At 70.2% G+C, this 17,389-nt stretch carries 18 protein-coding genes, 1 tRNA gene and 1 riboswitch; of the genes, 7 read left to right on the plus strand and 12 right to left on the minus strand.

Going from position 1 to position 17,389, the window contains the following annotated elements; translation table 11 throughout:
• Positions 1-41 precede the first annotated feature (41 nt).
• Genes AB0L89_RS35115 through AB0L89_RS35130 form a run of 4 tightly spaced genes read right to left on the minus strand, consistent with a single transcriptional unit; the run spans position 42 to position 3,472 of the window.
• A complete protein-coding gene (locus AB0L89_RS35115; RefSeq protein ID WP_365150529.1) occupies positions 42-836 on the minus strand; it encodes a DUF1707 domain-containing protein in 795 nt (264 codons plus the stop codon).
• Positions 837-846: 10 nt separating this feature from the next.
• Positions 847-1,812: an ABC transporter ATP-binding protein gene (locus AB0L89_RS35120; protein WP_365150532.1), complete on the minus strand. Its 966-nt coding sequence runs from the start codon at positions 1,810-1,812 to the stop codon at positions 847-849.
• Positions 1,813-1,818: 6 nt separating this feature from the next.
• The gene (locus AB0L89_RS35125) at positions 1,819-2,658 is read right to left on the minus strand and encodes an ABC transporter permease (protein WP_365150535.1); all 840 of its coding nucleotides are present in this window, start codon (positions 2,656-2,658) and stop codon (positions 1,819-1,821) included.
• Positions 2,651-3,472, minus strand: coding sequence for an ABC-2 family transporter protein (locus AB0L89_RS35130; protein ID WP_365150538.1), 822 nt, complete (start codon positions 3,470-3,472; stop codon positions 2,651-2,653). The genes AB0L89_RS35125 and AB0L89_RS35130 overlap by 8 nt, the downstream gene beginning before the upstream one ends.
• A gap of 736 nt (positions 3,473-4,208) precedes the next feature.
• Here AB0L89_RS35130 and AB0L89_RS35135 point away from each other — a divergent pair.
• On the plus strand, positions 4,209-6,488 hold the full coding sequence (locus AB0L89_RS35135) for a transglycosylase domain-containing protein (RefSeq protein WP_365150742.1): 2,280 nt from the start codon (positions 4,209-4,211) through the stop codon (positions 6,486-6,488).
• Positions 6,489-6,506: 18 nt separating this feature from the next.
• On the opposite strand, the gene AB0L89_RS35140 is transcribed toward AB0L89_RS35135, so the two are convergent.
• From AB0L89_RS35140 to AB0L89_RS35150, 3 genes are all read right to left on the minus strand, one after another.
• The gene (locus tag AB0L89_RS35140) at positions 6,507-6,827 is read right to left on the minus strand and encodes a multidrug efflux SMR transporter (RefSeq protein WP_365150541.1); all 321 of its coding nucleotides are present in this window, start codon (positions 6,825-6,827) and stop codon (positions 6,507-6,509) included.
• Positions 6,828-6,875: 48 nt separating this feature from the next.
• Positions 6,876-6,947, minus strand: a riboswitch (guanidine-III (ykkC-III) riboswitch).
• Between the two features lie 68 nt (positions 6,948-7,015).
• The gene (locus AB0L89_RS35145; RefSeq protein WP_365150544.1) at positions 7,016-7,360 is read right to left on the minus strand and encodes a co-chaperone GroES; all 345 of its coding nucleotides are present in this window, start codon (positions 7,358-7,360) and stop codon (positions 7,016-7,018) included.
• A gap of 77 nt (positions 7,361-7,437) precedes the next feature.
• Entirely contained in the window at positions 7,438-7,764 is a 327-nt protein-coding gene (locus AB0L89_RS35150) for a DUF3618 domain-containing protein (protein WP_365150547.1), read from the minus strand.
• 155 nt (positions 7,765-7,919) lie between these two features.
• Here AB0L89_RS35150 and bcp point away from each other — a divergent pair, with 155 nt between their 5' ends.
• The 3 genes from bcp (at position 7,920) to AB0L89_RS35165 (ending at position 10,160) form a co-directional block, all read left to right on the plus strand.
• The gene (bcp, locus tag AB0L89_RS35155) at positions 7,920-8,387 is read left to right on the plus strand and encodes a thioredoxin-dependent thiol peroxidase (protein WP_365150550.1); all 468 of its coding nucleotides are present in this window, start codon (positions 7,920-7,922) and stop codon (positions 8,385-8,387) included.
• 122 nt (positions 8,388-8,509) lie between these two features.
• A complete protein-coding gene (gene proP, locus AB0L89_RS35160; protein WP_365150553.1) occupies positions 8,510-10,006 on the plus strand; it encodes a glycine betaine/L-proline transporter ProP in 1,497 nt (498 codons plus the stop codon).
• Between the two features lie 70 nt (positions 10,007-10,076).
• Positions 10,077-10,160: transfer RNA gene (locus tag AB0L89_RS35165), tRNA-Leu, on the plus strand.
• Positions 10,161-10,227: 67 nt separating this feature from the next.
• Here AB0L89_RS35165 and rdgB read toward each other — a convergent pair.
• The 4 genes from rdgB to AB0L89_RS35185 form a co-directional block, all read right to left on the minus strand.
• Complete coding sequence (gene rdgB, locus AB0L89_RS35170) at positions 10,228-10,833, minus strand: RdgB/HAM1 family non-canonical purine NTP pyrophosphatase (RefSeq protein ID WP_365150556.1); 606 nt, start codon at positions 10,831-10,833, stop codon at positions 10,228-10,230.
• Positions 10,834-10,867: 34 nt separating this feature from the next.
• Positions 10,868-11,263, minus strand: a complete 396-nt coding sequence (locus AB0L89_RS35175; RefSeq protein WP_365150559.1) for a hypothetical protein — start codon at positions 11,261-11,263, stop codon at positions 10,868-10,870.
• Positions 11,264-11,389: 126 nt separating this feature from the next.
• Positions 11,390-12,139, minus strand: a complete 750-nt coding sequence (gene rph, locus AB0L89_RS35180) for a ribonuclease PH (RefSeq protein ID WP_365150562.1) — start codon at positions 12,137-12,139, stop codon at positions 11,390-11,392.
• 177 nt (positions 12,140-12,316) lie between these two features.
• On the minus strand, positions 12,317-12,550 hold the full coding sequence (locus AB0L89_RS35185; protein WP_055553187.1) for a glucose PTS transporter subunit EIIB: 234 nt from the start codon (positions 12,548-12,550) through the stop codon (positions 12,317-12,319).
• Positions 12,551-12,775: 225 nt separating this feature from the next.
• Here AB0L89_RS35185 and AB0L89_RS35190 point away from each other — a divergent pair, with 225 nt between their 5' ends.
• The 3 genes from AB0L89_RS35190 to AB0L89_RS35200 all read left to right on the plus strand — a co-directional run bounded on the left by AB0L89_RS35190 (position 12,776) and on the right by AB0L89_RS35200 (position 16,632).
• Positions 12,776-14,089, plus strand: coding sequence for a PTS transporter subunit EIIC (locus tag AB0L89_RS35190; RefSeq protein ID WP_365150566.1), 1,314 nt, complete (start codon positions 12,776-12,778; stop codon positions 14,087-14,089).
• Between the two features lie 283 nt (positions 14,090-14,372).
• Positions 14,373-15,638, plus strand: a complete 1,266-nt coding sequence (locus AB0L89_RS35195; protein ID WP_365150569.1) for a PTS transporter subunit EIIC — start codon at positions 14,373-14,375, stop codon at positions 15,636-15,638.
• A gap of 88 nt (positions 15,639-15,726) precedes the next feature.
• Positions 15,727-16,632: a hypothetical protein gene (locus AB0L89_RS35200; RefSeq protein WP_365150572.1), complete on the plus strand. Its 906-nt coding sequence runs from the start codon at positions 15,727-15,729 to the stop codon at positions 16,630-16,632.
• 4 nt (positions 16,633-16,636) lie between these two features.
• Here AB0L89_RS35200 and AB0L89_RS35205 read toward each other — a convergent pair whose 3' ends face one another.
• Positions 16,637-17,389: an MBL fold metallo-hydrolase gene (locus AB0L89_RS35205; protein ID WP_365150575.1), complete on the minus strand. Its 753-nt coding sequence runs from the start codon at positions 17,387-17,389 to the stop codon at positions 16,637-16,639.

Raw genomic sequence — 17,389 nt, forward strand, 5'->3', positions numbered from 1 at the left:
CGGGGCGCGGTGTCCGCGCCGCGCCCCTGACCGGCCGTCCCTCAGTCCCGGTCCCCGCGCTCCAGGCGGTGCCTGTCCTCGTGGCGCAGGCGGTGCCTCTCGGCGCGCTCCCAGTGCGCCGCGCGGCGCTCCTCCCGGGCGTCCAGCTTCGCCTGGCGCCGCTCCTCCTTGATCCGCAGCTTCTCCATCCTGCGGATCTTGCGGTCCACGCCCACGCCGCCCATCAGGGCGAAGCCCTTGACGACCACGCGGGGCGAGCCGGGCGTGCCCTCGCCGGTCGCCTGGTCGTCGACGCCGCCCATGATGCCGAAGCCCTTGACGACCACGTTCATCTCCGGCGGCACGATCACCTGTATGCCGCCCATGATCGTGAAGCAGCGGATCTCCACGTCGGGGGAGGCGAAGTACGCCTCGCGCAGGTCGATCTCGCCGCCGCCCCACATCGCGAACGCGGTGAAGACCCGGCCGACCGTCCAGCCGCCCTTGCGGCCGAAGCCGCTCCAGATGGCGAAGCCGCCGACCGACGACGGCTCGCCGGTCACCATGCGCTGGGCCCAGTCGATGGCGCTGGAGTCCTCGTCCACCGGGTGCTTCACCATGGACACCTTGGCGGCGGCGTGCGACGGCAGGTCGCGGGTGATCGGCTCCAACTCGCCGTACGTACGCGCCTTGTACGTCGCGTCGAGGCGCTCCTCGAACTCCGTCATGTCCAGACGGCCCTCGGCCATCGCGTCCCGGAGCTGTTCGGCGACCCGCTCGCGGTCGGCGTCGGAGGCCCGCAGGTCGGCGCCGGGGAGTTCGGGGGGTGTCCCGCCGGAGGATGCAGCTTCGCTCATACAGTGCAGCCTACGAGGTCGGCTTCTCCGCGTACATCTTGGCGATGACCGCCTCGATGTCCGGTTCCCTGACGGAGAGATCGACCATGGGGTACCGCTCGGCGATCCGCGCGACGAGCGGAGCGGCCGACTCCGCTGCCGGGAAGGCCAGCCACTGGCGCGGGCCCTCCACCTTCACCACCCGCGCCGACTCGGCCTCGATCGGCGGAAGTTCACGTTCCAGATCCACCACGAGGGTGCGCTCGCTCTCCCCCGCCTCGTGCAGCCCCGCCAGCGCGCCGTCGTACATCAGCCGCCCGTGGTCGATCACCATCACGCGCTTGCACAGCTGCTCGATGTCGGTCAGGTCGTGCGTGGTGAGCAGGACCGTCGTACCCGACTCGGCGTTCAGGCCCCGCAGGAAGCCCCTGACTTTCGCCTTGCTGATCACGTCGAGGCCGATCGTCGGCTCGTCCAGGTACAGCACCTCCGGGTCGTGCAGCAGCGCCGCCGCGATGTCGCCGCGCATCCGCTGGCCCAGCGAGAGCTGACGCACGGGGACGTCCAACAGCGCGCCGAGCTCCAGGAGTTCGACGCACCGGTCGAGGTTCTCGGCGAAGCGCCGGTCCGGGATCCGGTACATGCGGTGCATCAGGCGGTACGAGTCGATCAGCGGCAGGTCCCACCACAGCGTCGTGCGCTGCCCGAAGACGACGCCGATGCGCCGGGCCAGGCGGGTGCGCTCGCGGGACGGGTCGATGCCCGCGACGCGCAGCCGTCCGCCGCTCGGCGTGAGGATGCCCGTCAGCATCTTGATCGTCGTCGACTTCCCGGCGCCGTTGGGCCCGATGTAGCCGACCATCTCGCCGCGCGGCACCGTGAAGGAGATCCCGTCGACGGCCCGCACCTGGTGCCGCTCGCGCCGCAGGAACCCGGTCTTCTTGCGTACGTCGAAGACCTTCTCCACGCCGTCGAGCTCGATGAGGTCTGGTTCCACGGCAGTTCAGCTCCCTGTGCTGCGGTACGAACGAAGGCCCGCGCGCCAGGCCAGACCGGCCAGCGCGAGACAGCAGACCGCCACCAGCGGCGGCGTGAACGCCACCCACCGCGGCAGGTCCAGCGGATAGGGCCGCCCCAGCACGTACAGACCGGGCAGCCAGTTGACGAAGGCGAGCGGCAGCACGAAGGTGACGCCGCGCAGCAGCTCCTTGGCGAAGACGGTCGGCGGGTACTGGAGCAGCGTCGTGCCGCCGTACGTGAAGGCGTTCTGCACCTCGGCGGCGTCCTGCGCCACGAACTGGAAGGCCCCGCCCGCCACGAACACGGACCCGAAGATGACCGCGCCGCACACCAGCATCAGCGGCACCATCAGGACCTTGACCACGCTCCAGTCGACGTCCACGGCCACGAGCGCGTACCCGAGGACGAGCGCGCCCTGGGTGACGCGGCCGATCCGGTGCAGCCCGAACCGGTCCCCGGCGACCTGCGCGATCACCGGGGCGGGCCGCACGAGCAGCGTGTCCAGCGTGCCGTCGCGCACGCGCCGGCCGAGCCGGTCCATGGAGCCGATGGCGAGGTCCGCGACCCCGAACGCGGTGCACGAGACGCCGTACAGGAACGCGATCTCGGGCAGCGCGTAGCCGCCGAGGCGGTCCACCTGCGAGAACATCAGCAGGATCGCCACGAAGTCGAAGGCGGTCACCGCGAAGTTGCCGAGCGCGGTCATCGCGAACGACATGCGGTACGCCATGAGGGAGCGGATCCACATGGCGGAGATCAGCCGGTAGGCGCGCAGCCCTTCGCGCACGCGGGACGGGCCGGGCTCCCCGAGCGACTCAGCCACCCTGGACCACCACCCGTCGCGTGGCGACCGCCTGGAGGAGGCGCCCGGCCGTGAGCAGCGCCGCCGCCCAGCCGATCTGGAAGGCGTACGCGCGCAGCAGCCCGGCGCCCGTGTACGTGCCGAGGAAGACGTCCGCCGGCACCTGGAGCTGCGCCGACCAGGGCAGCGCGCGGGCGAGCTCGCCGAGGGCGCCCGGGAAGACGTTCAGCGGGAGCAGCATCCCGGAGAAGAAGCTGCCCGCGAGCATCGCGATCTGTGTCACGCCCGCGCCGTCCATCAGCCAGAACGCGGCGAGCGCGACCAGGAAGCGGGTCGCGTAGCTGACCAGCACGCCGAGCACCACGGCGAGCAGGAACGCCACCCAGCGCAGCGCGTCCGGGGGCAGCGTCAGGTCGAAGACGAGCGCGCCGAAGACCATCGGCAGGACTCCGCGGCCGAGGAGCTGGAACGCGGCCCGGCCCAGGTCGGCCGCCAGCCACCAGGCCTGGAGGTCGGCGGGCCGGTACAGGTCGATCGCGATGTCGCCGGTGCGGATTCGCTCGATCAGTTCGTTCTCGAAGCCGCCGCCCATGAGCGCCATCACGGTGAGCAGTCCCTGCCCGAGCCACACGTAGGTGAGGGCCTGGGACTGGTCGTAGCCGCCGAGGCCCGGCCGCTCGTCCCAGAGCGCGAGATAGGTGTAGGCGAGAATGAGCCCGAAGACGGTGTTGGTGAACACCCCGGCCGCCGTCGCGATCCGGTACGTCGCGTATCTCCGGAAGCCCCCTTCGGCGACGGCCGCGTACAAACGGAACCGTCCTGTACGCACGAGCATCCCTTTCACAGTGAGCCTCGTCCCGAATCGGACCAAAGCGACGGAGCGTAGTGCGATCGGTGTCGCTCGTGCCAGGCATTTTCGGCGCCGGGGCGCGTGCCTGATCACGAAGGGGTGTGGCGACGGTGTGCAATGGGGTTTACGAGGCGTACTGGACGTACGACGCTAACCGGGAGTTCCGCGAGAGATGAGCGACGAGCCGCAGCAGCAGGATCCTGCCGGGCACCAGGGCTGGACGCCCAGGGAGCCGCAGGACACGCCCGCCGGCACCCCCAAGGACCCGGCCGAGGGGGCGAAGGGACCGGCGCGGGGAGCGGCCGCGGAGCGGGCGGAGACGGCGAAGACGGCGGACCCGGCTTCCGCGGCGCCTGCGGAGCCCGCGGGCTCGGCGGGCTCCGGGACGCCGGAGAGAGCCGCCGGAGCCCCGCAGACGGCCTCCGGGACGCCCCAGGCGGGCGCTGGGGCCCCTCAGGCGGGTGCCGGGGCGGCTGAGGCGGGCTCCGTGCCCCAGGCGGGCGCCGGGGCGGCTGGAGCCGCCGCCGGGAGCGCGGCGGTGGGCGCGGGGGCCGGTGCGGCGGGCGCGGGCGGTGCGGGCGGTACAGGTGGCCCGGACGGCACGGGCGGCACGGGCGGCGGGGACGGCACCGGCGGCTCGGACGGCACCGGCGGGAAGAAGCCGAAGAAGCCCAAGCGCCCCAAGCGCAAGGGCTGGCGGCGGATCTTCCCGACCTGGCGCATGGTCCTCGGCGGCTTCGTCCTGCTGATCCTGCTCTGCGTCGGCGCCTTCATGGCGGGCTACATGCTGGTCGACATCCCGCCGGCGAACGCCGCCGCGACCAAGCAGAGCAACGTCTACCTGTACTCCGACGGCACCCAGATCGCCCGGGACGGCGAGGTCAACCGCGAGAAGGTGCCCCTCAAGCAGATCCCGCTCAAGGTGCAGCACGCCGTGCTCGCCGCCGAGGACCGCGACTTCTACGGCGAGTCCGCGGTCGACCCGAAGGCGATGATCCGCGCGGCCTGGAACACCGTCACCGGCAAGGGCAAGCAGTCGGGCTCCACCATCACCCAGCAGTACGTGAAGAACTACTACCTGGGCCAGGAGCAGACGGTCACCCGCAAGGTGAAGGAGTTCTTCATCTCCATCAAGCTGGACCGCGAGGTCAGCAAGGACGACATCCTCGCGGGCTATCTGAACACCAGCTACTTCGGCCGCAACGCCTACGGCGTCCAGGCCGCCGCCCAGGCCTACTACGGCAAGGACGTCGAGGACCTCTCCGTCGGCCAGGGCGCCTACCTCGCGACGCTGCTCAACTCCCCCAACGCGTACGACGTCGCCACCCACCCCGAGAACAAGTCCCGCGCCACCGGCCGCTGGAACTACGTCCTGGACGGCATGGTCAAGGAGGGCTGGCTCAGCAAGTCCGAGCGGGCGGGCATGAAGTTCCCGATGCCCGACGAGGCCAAGGGCGCGGCGGGCCTGTCCGGGCAGCGCGGCTACGTCGTCAAGGCCGTCGAGGACTACCTCACGTCCAACAAGATCATCGACGAGGAGACGCTGGCCAAGGGCGGCTACCGCATCACCACGACGCTCCAGAAGGACCGTCAGGAAGCCTTCAAGGAGGCCGTCGAGGACCAGGTGATGTCGAAGGTCGACAAGGGCGCCCGCAAGGTCGACCGCAACGTCCGCGCGGGCGGCGCCTCCATCGACCCGGCCACCGGCAAGGTCGTCGCGATGTACGGGGGCATCGACTACACGAAGCAGTACGTCAACAACGCGACGCGGCGTGACTACCAGGTCGGCTCGACCTTCAAGCCGTTCGTCTTCACCTCCGCGGTGGAGAACGGCTCGGTCACCCAGGACGGCCGCACGATCACCCCGAACACCGTCTACGACGGCACCAACAAGCGTCCGGTGCAGGGCTGGAGCGGCGGGCTGTACGCGCCCGAGAACGAGGACCAGGTCAACTACGGCGACATCACCGTCAGCCAGGCCACCGACAAGTCCGTGAACTCGGTGTACGCGCAGATGGCCGTCGACGTCGGCTCCGACAAGGTCAAGGACACCGCGATCGCCCTCGGCGTCCCGGAGAGCACCCCCGACCTCACCGCCTCCCCCTCCATCGCGCTCGGCCCGTCCACCGCGAGCGTCCTGGACATGACCGAGGCGTACGCGACGCTGGCCAACCACGGCAAGCACGGCACGTACACGATCGTCGAGAAGATCACCAAGAACGGCGAGGAGGTCGAGCTGCCGGGCAAGGACACCAAGCAGGCCGTGTCCCGCGAGGCCGCCGACACCACCACGTCGATCCTCCAGAGCGTCGTCCAGGGCGGCACCGGCACGGCGGCGCAGGGCGCGGGCCGTCCGGCCGCGGGCAAGACCGGCACCGCCGAGAACGACACGGCGGCCTGGTTCGCGGGCTACACCCCCGACCTCGCCACCGTCGTCGCCGTCATGGGCCAGGACCCGGACACCGGCGCGCACACCCCGCTGTACGGCGCCCTCGGCGAGCAGCGCATCAACGGCGGCGCCTACCCGGCGCGCGTCTGGGCGCAGTTCACCAAGGCCGCCCTGGAGGGCAAGCCGGTCAAGGACTTCGATCTTGAGCTGGAGCAGGGCGCGGACGTGCCGGTCGTGCCCGACCCGGCCACCGGCGGCGCCACCACGGGCGACCAGGACACCGGCGGCACCACGGACGGCGGTGCCACCACGGGTGACCAGGACACCGGCGGCACCACGACCGGCGGCCAGGACGACGGCGGCGCGACCACCGGGGGCCAGGACACCGGCGGGCAGAACGGCGGCCAGACCGGCGGCCAGACGGGTGGTCAGACCGGCGGCCAGGCCACCGGAGGCACCGCGGACGGTGGCGCCACGGACGGCGGGGCGACGAACGGGGGCGCCACCCAAGGCGGCCCGACGGGCGGCGGCACCGATACGGGAGGCGGCGGCACGACCACCGAGGGCGGCGCCACGGACGGGGGTGCGCTGGGCGGCCTCACGGACGGCTAGCGCCCCCTCCGGGGGGCGTCAGTGGCCGGAGGTCGCCTTCAGGCCGACCACGGCCACGAGCAGGAGACAGACGAAGAAGATCCGCGCGGCGGTGACGGGCTCACCCAGAATCACCATGCCCAGCACCGCCGCGCCGGCCGCGCCGATGCCGACCCACACGCCGTACGCCGTACCGATGGGCAGCGTCTTGGCGGCGTGCGACAGCAGCATCATGCTCGCGACGATGCCCGCGCCCGTGAACACGCTGGGCCACAGCCGGGTGAATCCGTCGGTGTACTTCATCCCGATCGACCAGCCGACCTCGAGCAGACCGGCGACGATCAACAGAACCCAGGCCATGACGGCACCTCCGACACACGGAACGCGCGCACGCGTTGCTTGAAAGGGGGTGCGTCGTCTTTGCGGAATCCCGGTACGGCGCGTCTCGTCGGGGTCCCTCCAAGGTAGCAAAGGGCACGCGGAAGGGGCTGGTGACGATGGTCACCAGCCCCTTCCGCGCGTACTGCCGACTGCGGGCGTACCGCCGACTACAGGTACAGGCCCGTCGAGTCCTCGGAGCCCTCGAACCGGTCGGCGGCCACGGCGTGCAGATCGCGCTCGCGCATCAGGACGTAGGCCACGCCCCGCACCTCGACCTCGGCGCGGTCCTCCGGGTCGTACAGGACCCGGTCGCCCGGCTCGACCGTACGGACGTTCTGCCCGACCGCGACCACCTCGGCCCAGGCGAGCCGCCGGCCCACGGCCGCGGTCGCGGGGATGAGGATGCCGCCGCCGGAGCGCCGCTCGCCCTCGCCGGTGTCCTGCCGCACGAGCACGCGGTCGTGCAGCATGCGAATGGGCAGCTTGTCGTCGTGGTGGGTCTTCTCGCTCACGCCCCGAACCTACCTGTCCCGGCGGGAACCGTGGGCTCCCGGGTCGGCGGCCGTGACGACTCCCCCGCCGGACGGGGTCAGTCGCCGCGCCGCCGCGAGCTCACCACGAGGAGCCCCACCAGGCCCACGGCCACGAGGGCCACCGGGACGATGCGCTCGATACGGGGCGAACCGTCCTCCGTGACGAGCTGTCCCCTGACGTCCGAGACGAAGCGGTTCGCCCCTACGTACGCCCGGCCCAGTGAGTTGTCCACGCTCGCGACGACCTTCGCCTTCGCGTCGCCGACGATCGTCTTCGGGTGGACCCGCACCCCGATCTCGTCGAGCGTCTCGGCCAACTGGTCGCGCCGGCGCTTGATGTCCGCCTCGATCTGCGCAGGGGTCCTGGCATCCGCATCCGACACCGCGCTGCCTCCGTGGTCGTATCCGAGAGTGAGTGAACGTGTGACCCACAGTCTGTTGCCCCACAGTCTGTCAGCTTCACGGTCACCGCACCCCACGGCACCCCCATTACGCTCGTGACCGTCACTGCCCCCCCCTCGCGAGGAGACCGAGAGACATGAGCGAGCGACTCCAGCCCGGCGACACCGCCCCCGCCTTCACCCTGCCCGACGCCGACGGCAAGGACGTCTCGCTGGCCGACCACAAGGGCCGCAAGGTCATCGTGTACTTCTACCCGGCCGCGCTCACCCCCGGCTGCACCAAGCAGGCCTGCGACTTCACGGACAACCTCGACGCGCTCACGGCCGCCGGGTACGACGTCATCGGCGTCTCCCCCGACAAGCCGGAGAAGCTCGCGAAGTTCCGCGAGAAGGAGAACCTCAAGGTCACGCTGGTCGGCGACCCCTCCAAGGAGACCCTGGAGGCGTACGGCGCCTTCGGCGAGAAGAAGCTGTACGGCAAGGTCGTGACCGGCGTCATCCGCTCGACCGTGGTCGTCGACGAGGAGGGCAAGGTCGAACACGCCTTCTACAACGTGAAGGCGACCGGCCACGTGGCGAAGATCATCAGGGACCTCGGCATCTGACCCACGCGCCGCCGCGGACCCACTGTGACGAAGGCCCCCTCCCGGGGGCCTTTCGTTTGCAATGGCCATCTTGGAGCAAGTGATCCCGGGGAACATGCCCGAAGAACGAAAGGATCCACTCCATGGCGGCCCACGAAGAGACCGAGGCCGACGCCGAGGCGGTCAAACGCCATCGCGCCCTGTTCCGGGCCGTGAAACGCCGCAGGAATCCACCGCTGCGGCGCACCGACATCACGGTCACGGACGAGGCCGCGGTGAAACGGGCGGTCAAGGCGGCCTCGCTCGGCAACGCCATGGAATGGTTCGACTTCGGCATCTACAGCTATCTGGCCGTCACCATCGGCCACGTGTTCTTCCCGTCCGGGAACGACACGGCACAGCTGATCTCGTCCTTCGCGACCTTCGCCGTGTCGTTCCTGGTACGCCCCATCGGCGGCATGGTCTTCGGCCCGATGGGCGACAAGATCGGCCGCAAGAAGGTCCTCGCGCTGACCATGATCATGATGGCGATCGGCACGCTCGCCATCGGCCTGATCCCGTCCTACGCCTCGATCGGCTTCTGGGCCCCCGTCCTGCTGATCTTCTTCCGTCTGGTCCAGGGCTTCTCGACCGGCGGCGAGTACGGCGGCGCCTCCACCTTCATCGCCGAGTACGCGCCCGACAAGCGCCGCGGCTACTTCGGCAGCTTCCTGGAGATGGGCACCCTCGCCGGCTACACCGGCGCGGCGGGCCTCGTCCTCATCCTCAACAGCGCGCTCGGCTCGGACGCCATGGAGTCCTGGGGCTGGCGCATCCCGTTCCTCGTCGCCGGACCGCTCGGCCTCGTCGGCCTCTACCTGCGACTGCGCCTCGACGAGACGCCCGCCTTCCAGAAGCTGGAGGACGAGACCTACCACTCCGCCTCCGAGGGCGCCTCCGGCGTGGAGTCCACGGCCAAGGGCGACCTCGCGAAGATCTTCCGCGAGTACTGGCCGACGCTGCTCCTGTGCATCGCCCTGGTCGGCGCGTACAACATCACCGACTACATGCTGCTCTCGTACATGCCGACGTATCTCTCCGACGAACTCGGCTACGACGACTCCCACGGCCTCCTGATCCTCATCGGCACGATGGTCGTCCTGATGCTGATCATCACCCAGGTCGGCAAGCTCTCCGACCGCTTCGGCCGCAAGCCGCTCCTGATGACCGGCATGGTGGGCTTCCTGGTCCTCTCCGTCCCGGCGTTCCTGCTGATCAAGCAGGGCAGCCTGCTCGCGGTCTCCGCCGGCATGCTGCTGCTCGGCCTCTCCCTGGTCTGCCTGCTCGGCACGATGTCGGCGACGCTCCCGGCCCTCTTCCCCACCTCGGTCCGCTACGGCTCCCTCTCGGTGGGCTACAACCTCTCCGCCTCCCTCTTCGGCGGCACGGCCCCCCTGGTCATCACGGCCCTGATCAGCCTCACGGGCACGGACATGATCCCCGCGTACTACTCGATGGCCGCGGCCCTGGTCGGCATCATCGCGGTCGCCTGCCTGAAGGAAACGGCCCAGAAGCCCCTGGCGGGCTCCCCTCCGTCGGTGGAGACGAAGGAGGAAGCAGCGGAAATGGTGGAGTCCCAGGCTCCGGCGCCGAAGTTCTGAACCGCCCTCCGGCGAGCCGCCGACGCGCCGACGAGGTGCCCCACCCCGGCCATTACGATGGGCCCTGCGCGCGGCCGTGGTGGAATTGGCAGTCACGCTGGGTTTAGGTCCCAGTGGGGTAACTCCCGTGAGGGTTCGAGTCCCTCCGGCCGCACTGGACATGACGAAGGGCGCCCCCTCGGGGCGCCCTTCGTCATGTCTGTGCCACGCCTTGGGCGGCGTCAGGAACCCAACAACTCCCGCACCACCGGCACCAGCTCCCGGAACGCCTTCCCGCGATGGCTGATCGCGTTCTTCTCCGGCGCCGTCAGTTCCGCGCACGTGCGCGTCTCGCCCTCCGGCTGGAGGATCGGGTCGTAGCCGAAGCCGCCCGTGCCGGCGGGGGTGGTGCGGAGGGTGCCGAGGAGGCGGCCCTCGACCACGCGTTCCGTGCCGTCGGGGAGGGCGAGGGCCGCGGCGCAGGCGAAGTGGGCGGCGCGGTGTTCCGCGGCGATGTCGCCGAGCTGGGCCAGGAGCAGGTCGAGGTTGGCCTGGTCGTCGCCGTGGCGGCCGGCCCAGCGGGCGGAGAAGATGCCGGGGGCGCCGCCGAGGACGTCCACGCAGAGGCCGGAGTCGTCGGCGACGGCGGGCAGGCCGGTGGCCTTGGCGAGGGCGTGTGCCTTGAGCAGGGCGTTCTCGGCGAAGGTGACGCCGGTTTCCTTGACGTCGGGGATCTCGGGGTAGGCGTCCGCGCCGACGAGGTCGTGGGCGAGTCCTGCGTCGGCGAGGATCGCCTTCAGTTCCGTGATCTTGCCGGTGTTGCGGGTGGCGAGGATGAGGCGGGTCATGCCCCCAGTATCCCGGGGGCGCGACCCGCGTCCGTCACGGCGTGCAGACCTTGGTCAGTTCGCCCGCGGCGTCCGTGACCGGGCTGACGTCCGGGGTGGCGTCGCCGTTCTTGATGGAGTCGCGGACGTTGTCCACGGCCTTGTCGAGGTCGTCGACGGCCTTGTTGATGTCGGTGTTGTCGGTCTTGTCGCCGATCTTGTCGAGGTTCTTGCCGATGTCGTCGAGCGCCTTGTCCGCCTCGGCCGGGTTGTCGCCGGCGTTCTCGACGGCCTGCTGCAGGTCGGTGACGCTGTCGGCGATGGTGTCTGCGGTCTGTACGCAGTCGAGCGCCTTGTCGACGGCGCTGCAGCCGATGAGTCCGACGCCGGCCGGTACGGCGATCAGGAATGCGGCGACGGTGGTGGCGATACGACGGTGGCGCGCGGCCATGGTTCGGTCCCTCCCCAGGGGTGCGGACGGGCGCACGGTTCTGCCCGCGCGCCCGTACTCCTAACAACGCCCGTCAGGGGGTTGTTGGTTGCCTCTACCGGTGACTGTCGGTTGCGACCGGCGTGACTACGGCGTGGTGAGCGTGCCGTCGAGCGCCGCGCGCTGGTACGCGGCGAGCTCCTCGCAGCCGCCGACCGCGAGGTCGAGCAGCGCGTTGAGTTCCTTGCGGTCGAAGGGCTCGGCCTCGGCGGTGCCCTGGACCTCGACGAAGCGGCCGTCCCCGGTGCAGACGACGTTCATGTCGGTGTCGGCCTTCACGTCCTCCTCGTAGCGGAGGTCGAGCAGCGGTACGCCGCCGACGATGCCGACGGAGACGGCGCTGACGGTGTCGGTCAGCGGCTTGCGGCCGTGCTTGATCAGCTTCTTGCCCTGGGCCCAGGTGACGGCGTCGGCGAGGGCGACGTAGGCGCCGGTGATGGCGGCGGTGCGGGTGCCGCCGTCGGCTTGGAGGACGTCGCAGTCCAGGACGATGGTGTTCTCGCCGAGGGCCTTGTAGTCGATGACGGCGCGCAGCGAGCGGCCGATGAGGCGGCTGATCTCGTGGGTGCGGCCGCCGATCTTGCCGCGGACGGCCTCGCGGTCGCCGCGGGTGTTGGTGGAGCGCGGCAGCATGGAGTACTCGGCGGTGACCCAGCCTTCGCCGCTGCCCTTGCGCCAGCGCGGGACGCCTTCGGTGACGGAGGCCGTGCAGAAGACCTTGGTGTCGCCGAAGGAGATGAGGACGGAGCCCTCGGCGTGCTTGCTCCAGCCGCGCTCGATGGTGATGGGGCGGAGCTGTTCGGGGGTGCGACCGTCGATGCGGGGCGTTGAGGACATGCGTTGAGCCTAGCCTTTGCGCGACGCACGGATGGCCGCCCCCGAGACGGCGGCCGCAGTCCTTCTCGTCGCGCTGCGCGCTCGTCCTCAATCGCCGGACGGGCTGGTCACTCACGGCCGAGGGGCCCCGTCCTGTGGTCAGGACGGGGCCCCTCGGCGTGAGCGTGGGTCAGTCACTCACATCATGTCTTCGATGTCCGCGGCGATCGGGTCGGCGTCCGTGCCGATGACGACCTGGACGGCGGTGCCCATCTTGACGACGCCGTGGGCGCCGGCGGCCTTGAGGGCGGCGTCGTCGACCAGGGCGGGGTCCTTGACCTCGGTGCGGAGGCGGGTGATGCAGCCCTCGACCTCTTCGATGTTGTCGATGCCGCCGAGCCCGGCAACGATCTTCTCAGCCTTGCTGGCCATGGTGTTTCTCCCTGCTTTTAAAGGATGCGGCCTCGACGCACCGTAGGTCCGCTTTGTCACGGTAACGCACGGTTGGACCATCTTCGCGGGCGGTTACGGCAGTCGTGCCCAATGATGACGATCAAGGTGCCGTCCCCCACCGGCCGGCACTCCCACCCGTTCCGCAACTGGTCTACACCAGTTTTCAACGACCGCCAAACCTGGCTTGTTCCGGGAGGGACGCCGATGAGTTCCGACGCCGCAGCGGTGCCGCAGAAGAAGTGGTGGAACGGCCTGCTCCAAGGCCTCCAGAAGATGGGCCGCAGCCTCCAGCTGCCCATCGCGGTCCTGCCCGCAGCGGGCATCCTCAACCGGCTCGGCCAGCCCGACGTGTTCGGCGACGACGGCCTGGGCTGGACGAACGTGGCCAAGGTCTTCGCGGCGGCGGGCGGCTCCCTGCTCGACTCCTCGCTCGGCCTGCCCCTGCTGTTCTGCATCGGCGTCGCGATCGGCATGGCGAAGAAGTCGGACGGCTCCACGGCGCTCGCGGCGGTCGCCGGCTTCCTCGTCTACTACGCGGTCCTGCGCGCCTTCCCCGACGACTGCCCCGCGGACACCACCTTCGGCGGCGCGGGCATGTGGAGCGGGGTGTGCGTCGCCGAGGACGGGACGGTGGCGCAGGCCGCGTACCAGAATCCAGGGGTGTTCGGCGGCATCGTGATGGGCCTGCTCGCCGCCTGGTTCTGGCAGCGCTACCACCGCGTGAAGCTGGTCGACTGGCTCGGCTTCTTCAACGGCCGCCGGCTCGTGCCGATCATCATGGCCTTCGTCGGCCTGATCTTCGCCGGCATCTGCGTGTGGATCTGGCCGCCCATCGGTGACGCGCTGACCAGCTTCTCCAAGTGGCTGGTGGACCTCGGCTGGCTGGGCTCGGGCATCTTCGGCGTCGCCAACCGCGCGCTGCTCACGGTGGGCCTGCACCAGTTCCTGAACACCTTCGTGTGGTTCCAGTTCGGCGACTACACCAAGGCGGACGGCACGGTCGTCCACGGTGACATCAACCGGTTCCTGGCGGGCGACCCGACGGCGGGCCAGTTCACCTCGGGCTTCTTCCCGATCATGATGTTCGCGCTGCCCGCCGCGGCCCTCGCGATCACGCACTGCGCGCGCCCGGAGCGCCGCAAGGTGGTCGGCGGCATGATGCTCTCGGTCGGTCTGACGTCGTTCGTCACGGGCATCACCGAACCGATCGAGTACTCCTTCCTCTTCATCGCGCCGCTGCTGTACGCGCTGCACGCGGTGCTCACCGGTGTGTCGATGGCGGTGACGTGGGCGCTGGGCGTCAAGGACGGCTTCAGCTTCTCCGCGGGACTGATCGACTACGTCATCAACTGGAGTCTGGCGACCAAGCCATGGCTGATCATTCCGATCGGTCTGTGCTTCGCCGCGGTGTACTACGTCGTATTCCGCTTCGTCATCACGAAGTTCAATCTGCCGACCCCGGGACGTGAACCGGAGGAGGAGGCAGAGGCCTTGGACGCGGAGCAGACCAAGGCGTAGAGCCCGGCGCGGGACCGCCTCCCCGCCCCTTCCGCAAGGCCCTCGGACCTCGGTTCCGGGGGCCTTTGGTCTGCCATTTCCGGATATGGCTCAGGCCACAGGAATCGCAGGTTCCTTATGCCACCTTCACCGTGCTACAACAGGTCTACACCACTAATTGGTGTAGACCACGCGGCGTTCTCGCCGCGTCCCCCGGAGACGCCGCCGTCCCCCACTTCCTTGTCCCCAGGCGGCGCCTTGCCCTCCCCCAGCCTCCGGCCGGGGGTACCCCCTGGAGGAAGTTGTGTCCACGGCCAGTGCCGCACCCGCGGCCGACAAGAAAAAGGGCGCCGGCGTGATGGCCGTGCTGCAGCGGATCGGCCGCAGCCTCATGCTGCCGGTCGCCGTGATGCCCGCCGCCGCGCTCCTCGTGCGGCTCGGCGCCGACGACATGCTGGGCCGGGATTCCTTCCCGACCTGGATCACCAAGATCGCGACCTACATGGCGGCGGGCGGTGGCGCGATCATCGACAACATCGCGCTGCTGTTCTGCGTCGGCATCGCGATCGGCTTCGCCAAGAAGTCCGACGGCTCCACCGGCCTCGCGGCCGTCGCGGGCTACCTGGTCTTCCAGAAGGTGCTCGCCACCTTCACCGACAGCAACCTCCCGAAGGTCCAGTCGGTCGTCGACGGCAAGATCGTCGAGAACGCCGCCCCGGTCAACGCCGGTGTGCTCGGCGGTGTGGTCATGGGCATCGTCGTGGCCCTGCTCTACCAGAAGTTCTACCGGACCAAGCTGCCCGACTGGGCGGGCTTCTTCGGCGGCCGCCGCCTCGTCCCGATCCTGTCGTCCTTCGCGGGCCTGGTCATCGGCATCGTCTTCGGCCTCATCTGGCCGGTCCTCGGCGCCGGTCTGCACAACTTCGGCGAGTGGCTGGTCGGTTCGGGCGCCGCGGGCGCGGGCATCTTCGGTGTCGCCAACCGCGCGCTGATCCCGATCGGCATGCACCACCTCCTGAACTCCTTCCCGTGGTGGCAGGCGGGCGACTACAACGGCGCCCACGGCGACATCCCGCGCTTCCTCGCCGGTGACCCGAGCGCCGGACAGTTCATGACCGGCTTCTTCCCGATCATGATGTTCGCCCTCCCCGCGGCCTGCCTCGCGATCACGCACTGCGCCCGTCCCGAGCGCCGCAAGGTCGTCGGCGGCATGATGTTCTCGCTCGCGCTCACCGCGTTCGTCACGGGCATCACCGAGCCCATCGAGTTCACCTTCATGTTCATCGCGCCGGTCCTGTACGCGATCCACGCGGTGCTCACCGGTGTCTCCATGGCCCTGACCTGGGCGCTCGGCATGAAGGACGGCTTCGGCTTCTCGGCCGGCTTCATCGACTACGCGCTGAACTTCGGCGCGGCCACCAAGCCGATCGGCCTGGCCGTGGTCGGCCTGTGCTTCGCGGCGGTCTACTACGTGGTCTTCCGCTTCGCGATCACCAAGTTCAACCTCCCGACGCCGGGCCGCGAGTCCGACGAGGAGCTCGCCGAGCTCCAGAAGGCGGAGGCCAAGTAGCCTCCGCCCGCACGTGGGGACGTAAGCCCCGCGCCGTTGGTACCAACGGCGCGGGGCTTCGTCATGTTCTGCGGCTTACGGTCGAGGTATGACGACCGAACGCATTCTCGACCTCGACCGCGAACGCCTCTCCGCTCTGCGCGGACGCGACCTGACCGCCTCCGTCGCCGCCGCCGAGGGCCGCACCATGGTCGCCGAGGTCTTCGCCGACCGGGCCGCCCTGATCCCGATGCCGGGCATGCCCGGCGTCCACAACGCCGAGCTCGTCGCGGCCTTCGGCGCCGACATCGTCGTACTGAACCTCATCGAGCGCGCCTGGGACGGCGAGCGGCTGGACCTGCCGGGCCTCGGCACCTTCACCTCGATCGCCGACCTCGCCGCGTACATCGGCCGGCCCGTCGGCATCAACCTGGAGCCGGGCGACGTCCCCGAGATCCGCCGCGCCAGGCCCGAGTACGCCAAGCGGCTGGTGGACATGGGCGCCGCGATGCTCTGCCTGACCGCCAACCCGGGCACCGGCGGCTCCTACGAGGGCCTCGCGCGGGTCACCGAGGAGCTGCGGTCCGGGCTCGGCGACGACGTGGCGCTGTGGAGCGGCAAGATGCACCACGCGGGCCACCCGGAGCGGGTGACGGTGGAGCGGCTGACGGGTCTGGTGGACGCGGGCGCGGACGGTGTCGTGATGCCCCTGCCGGGCACGCTGCCGGGCGTCACCAAGGAGCTGGCCGCCGAGGCGGTGGCGGCCGTGCAGGACGCGGGCGCGGTGGTGATGGGCGCGATCGGCACCAGCCAGGAGGGCAGCCACGCGAACGTGGTGCCCCAGCTCGCGCTGACCGCGAAGGAGGTGGGCATCGACGCCCACCACTTCGGGGACTCGTTCCTGCCGGGGATGTGCGACCCGGAGGTCATGTACGACTACTCGGTCGCGATCCGCGGCCGCCGCCACACCTGGAACCGGATGGCGCTGGGCGGCCGCGGGCACCGCACGGCCTGAGCCCTCAGATCTCGTACGTCGCGCCGGGCGCCGCGAGGGCCGTGGGGCCCGCGTAGGCCGTCCGCGCGTCGGCGAGGTTCACCTGCGGGTCCGTCCACGGCGGGATGTGGGTCAGCAGCAACCTTCCTGCGCCCGCGGTCCGGGCGGACTCGCCCGCCTCGCGGCCGTTCAGGTGCAGGTCGGGGATGTTCTCCTTGCCGTGCGTGAAGGCCGCCTCGCACAGGAACAGGTCGGTGTCCGCGGCGAGTTCGTCCAGGACGTCGCAGGGTCCGGTGTCCCCGGAGTACGTGAGGGACTTCCCGCCGTGCTCGACGCGGATGGCGTACGCCTCGACGGGGTGGCACACCTTCTCGGTGCGCACGGAGAACGGGCCGATCTCGAACGACGCCGGCTTGACCGTGTGGAAGTCGAAGACCTCGCTCATCGAGGACGCCGATGGCGTGTCGGCGTACGCGGTCGTCAGACGCTGCTCGGTGCCCTCGGGGCCGTAGACCGGGATGGGCGCGCAGCGGCCGCCCTCGTGCCGGTAGTAGCGCGCCACGAAATACGCGCACATGTCGATGCAGTGGTCCGCGTGCAGATGGCTGAGGAAGATCGCGTCGAGGTCGTACAGACCGATGTGGCGCTGCAGCTCGCCGAGGGCGCCATTGCCCATGTCGAGCAGCAACCGGAAGCCGTCGGCCTCGACGAGGTAGCTCGAGCAGGCCGAGTCCGCGGACGGAAACGAGCCCGAGCAGCCGACGACGGTGAGCTTCAT

This window comes from Streptomyces sp. NPDC052114 (assembly GCF_040680155.1).
Taxonomy (GTDB): Bacteria; Actinomycetota; Actinomycetes; order Streptomycetales; family Streptomycetaceae; genus Streptomyces.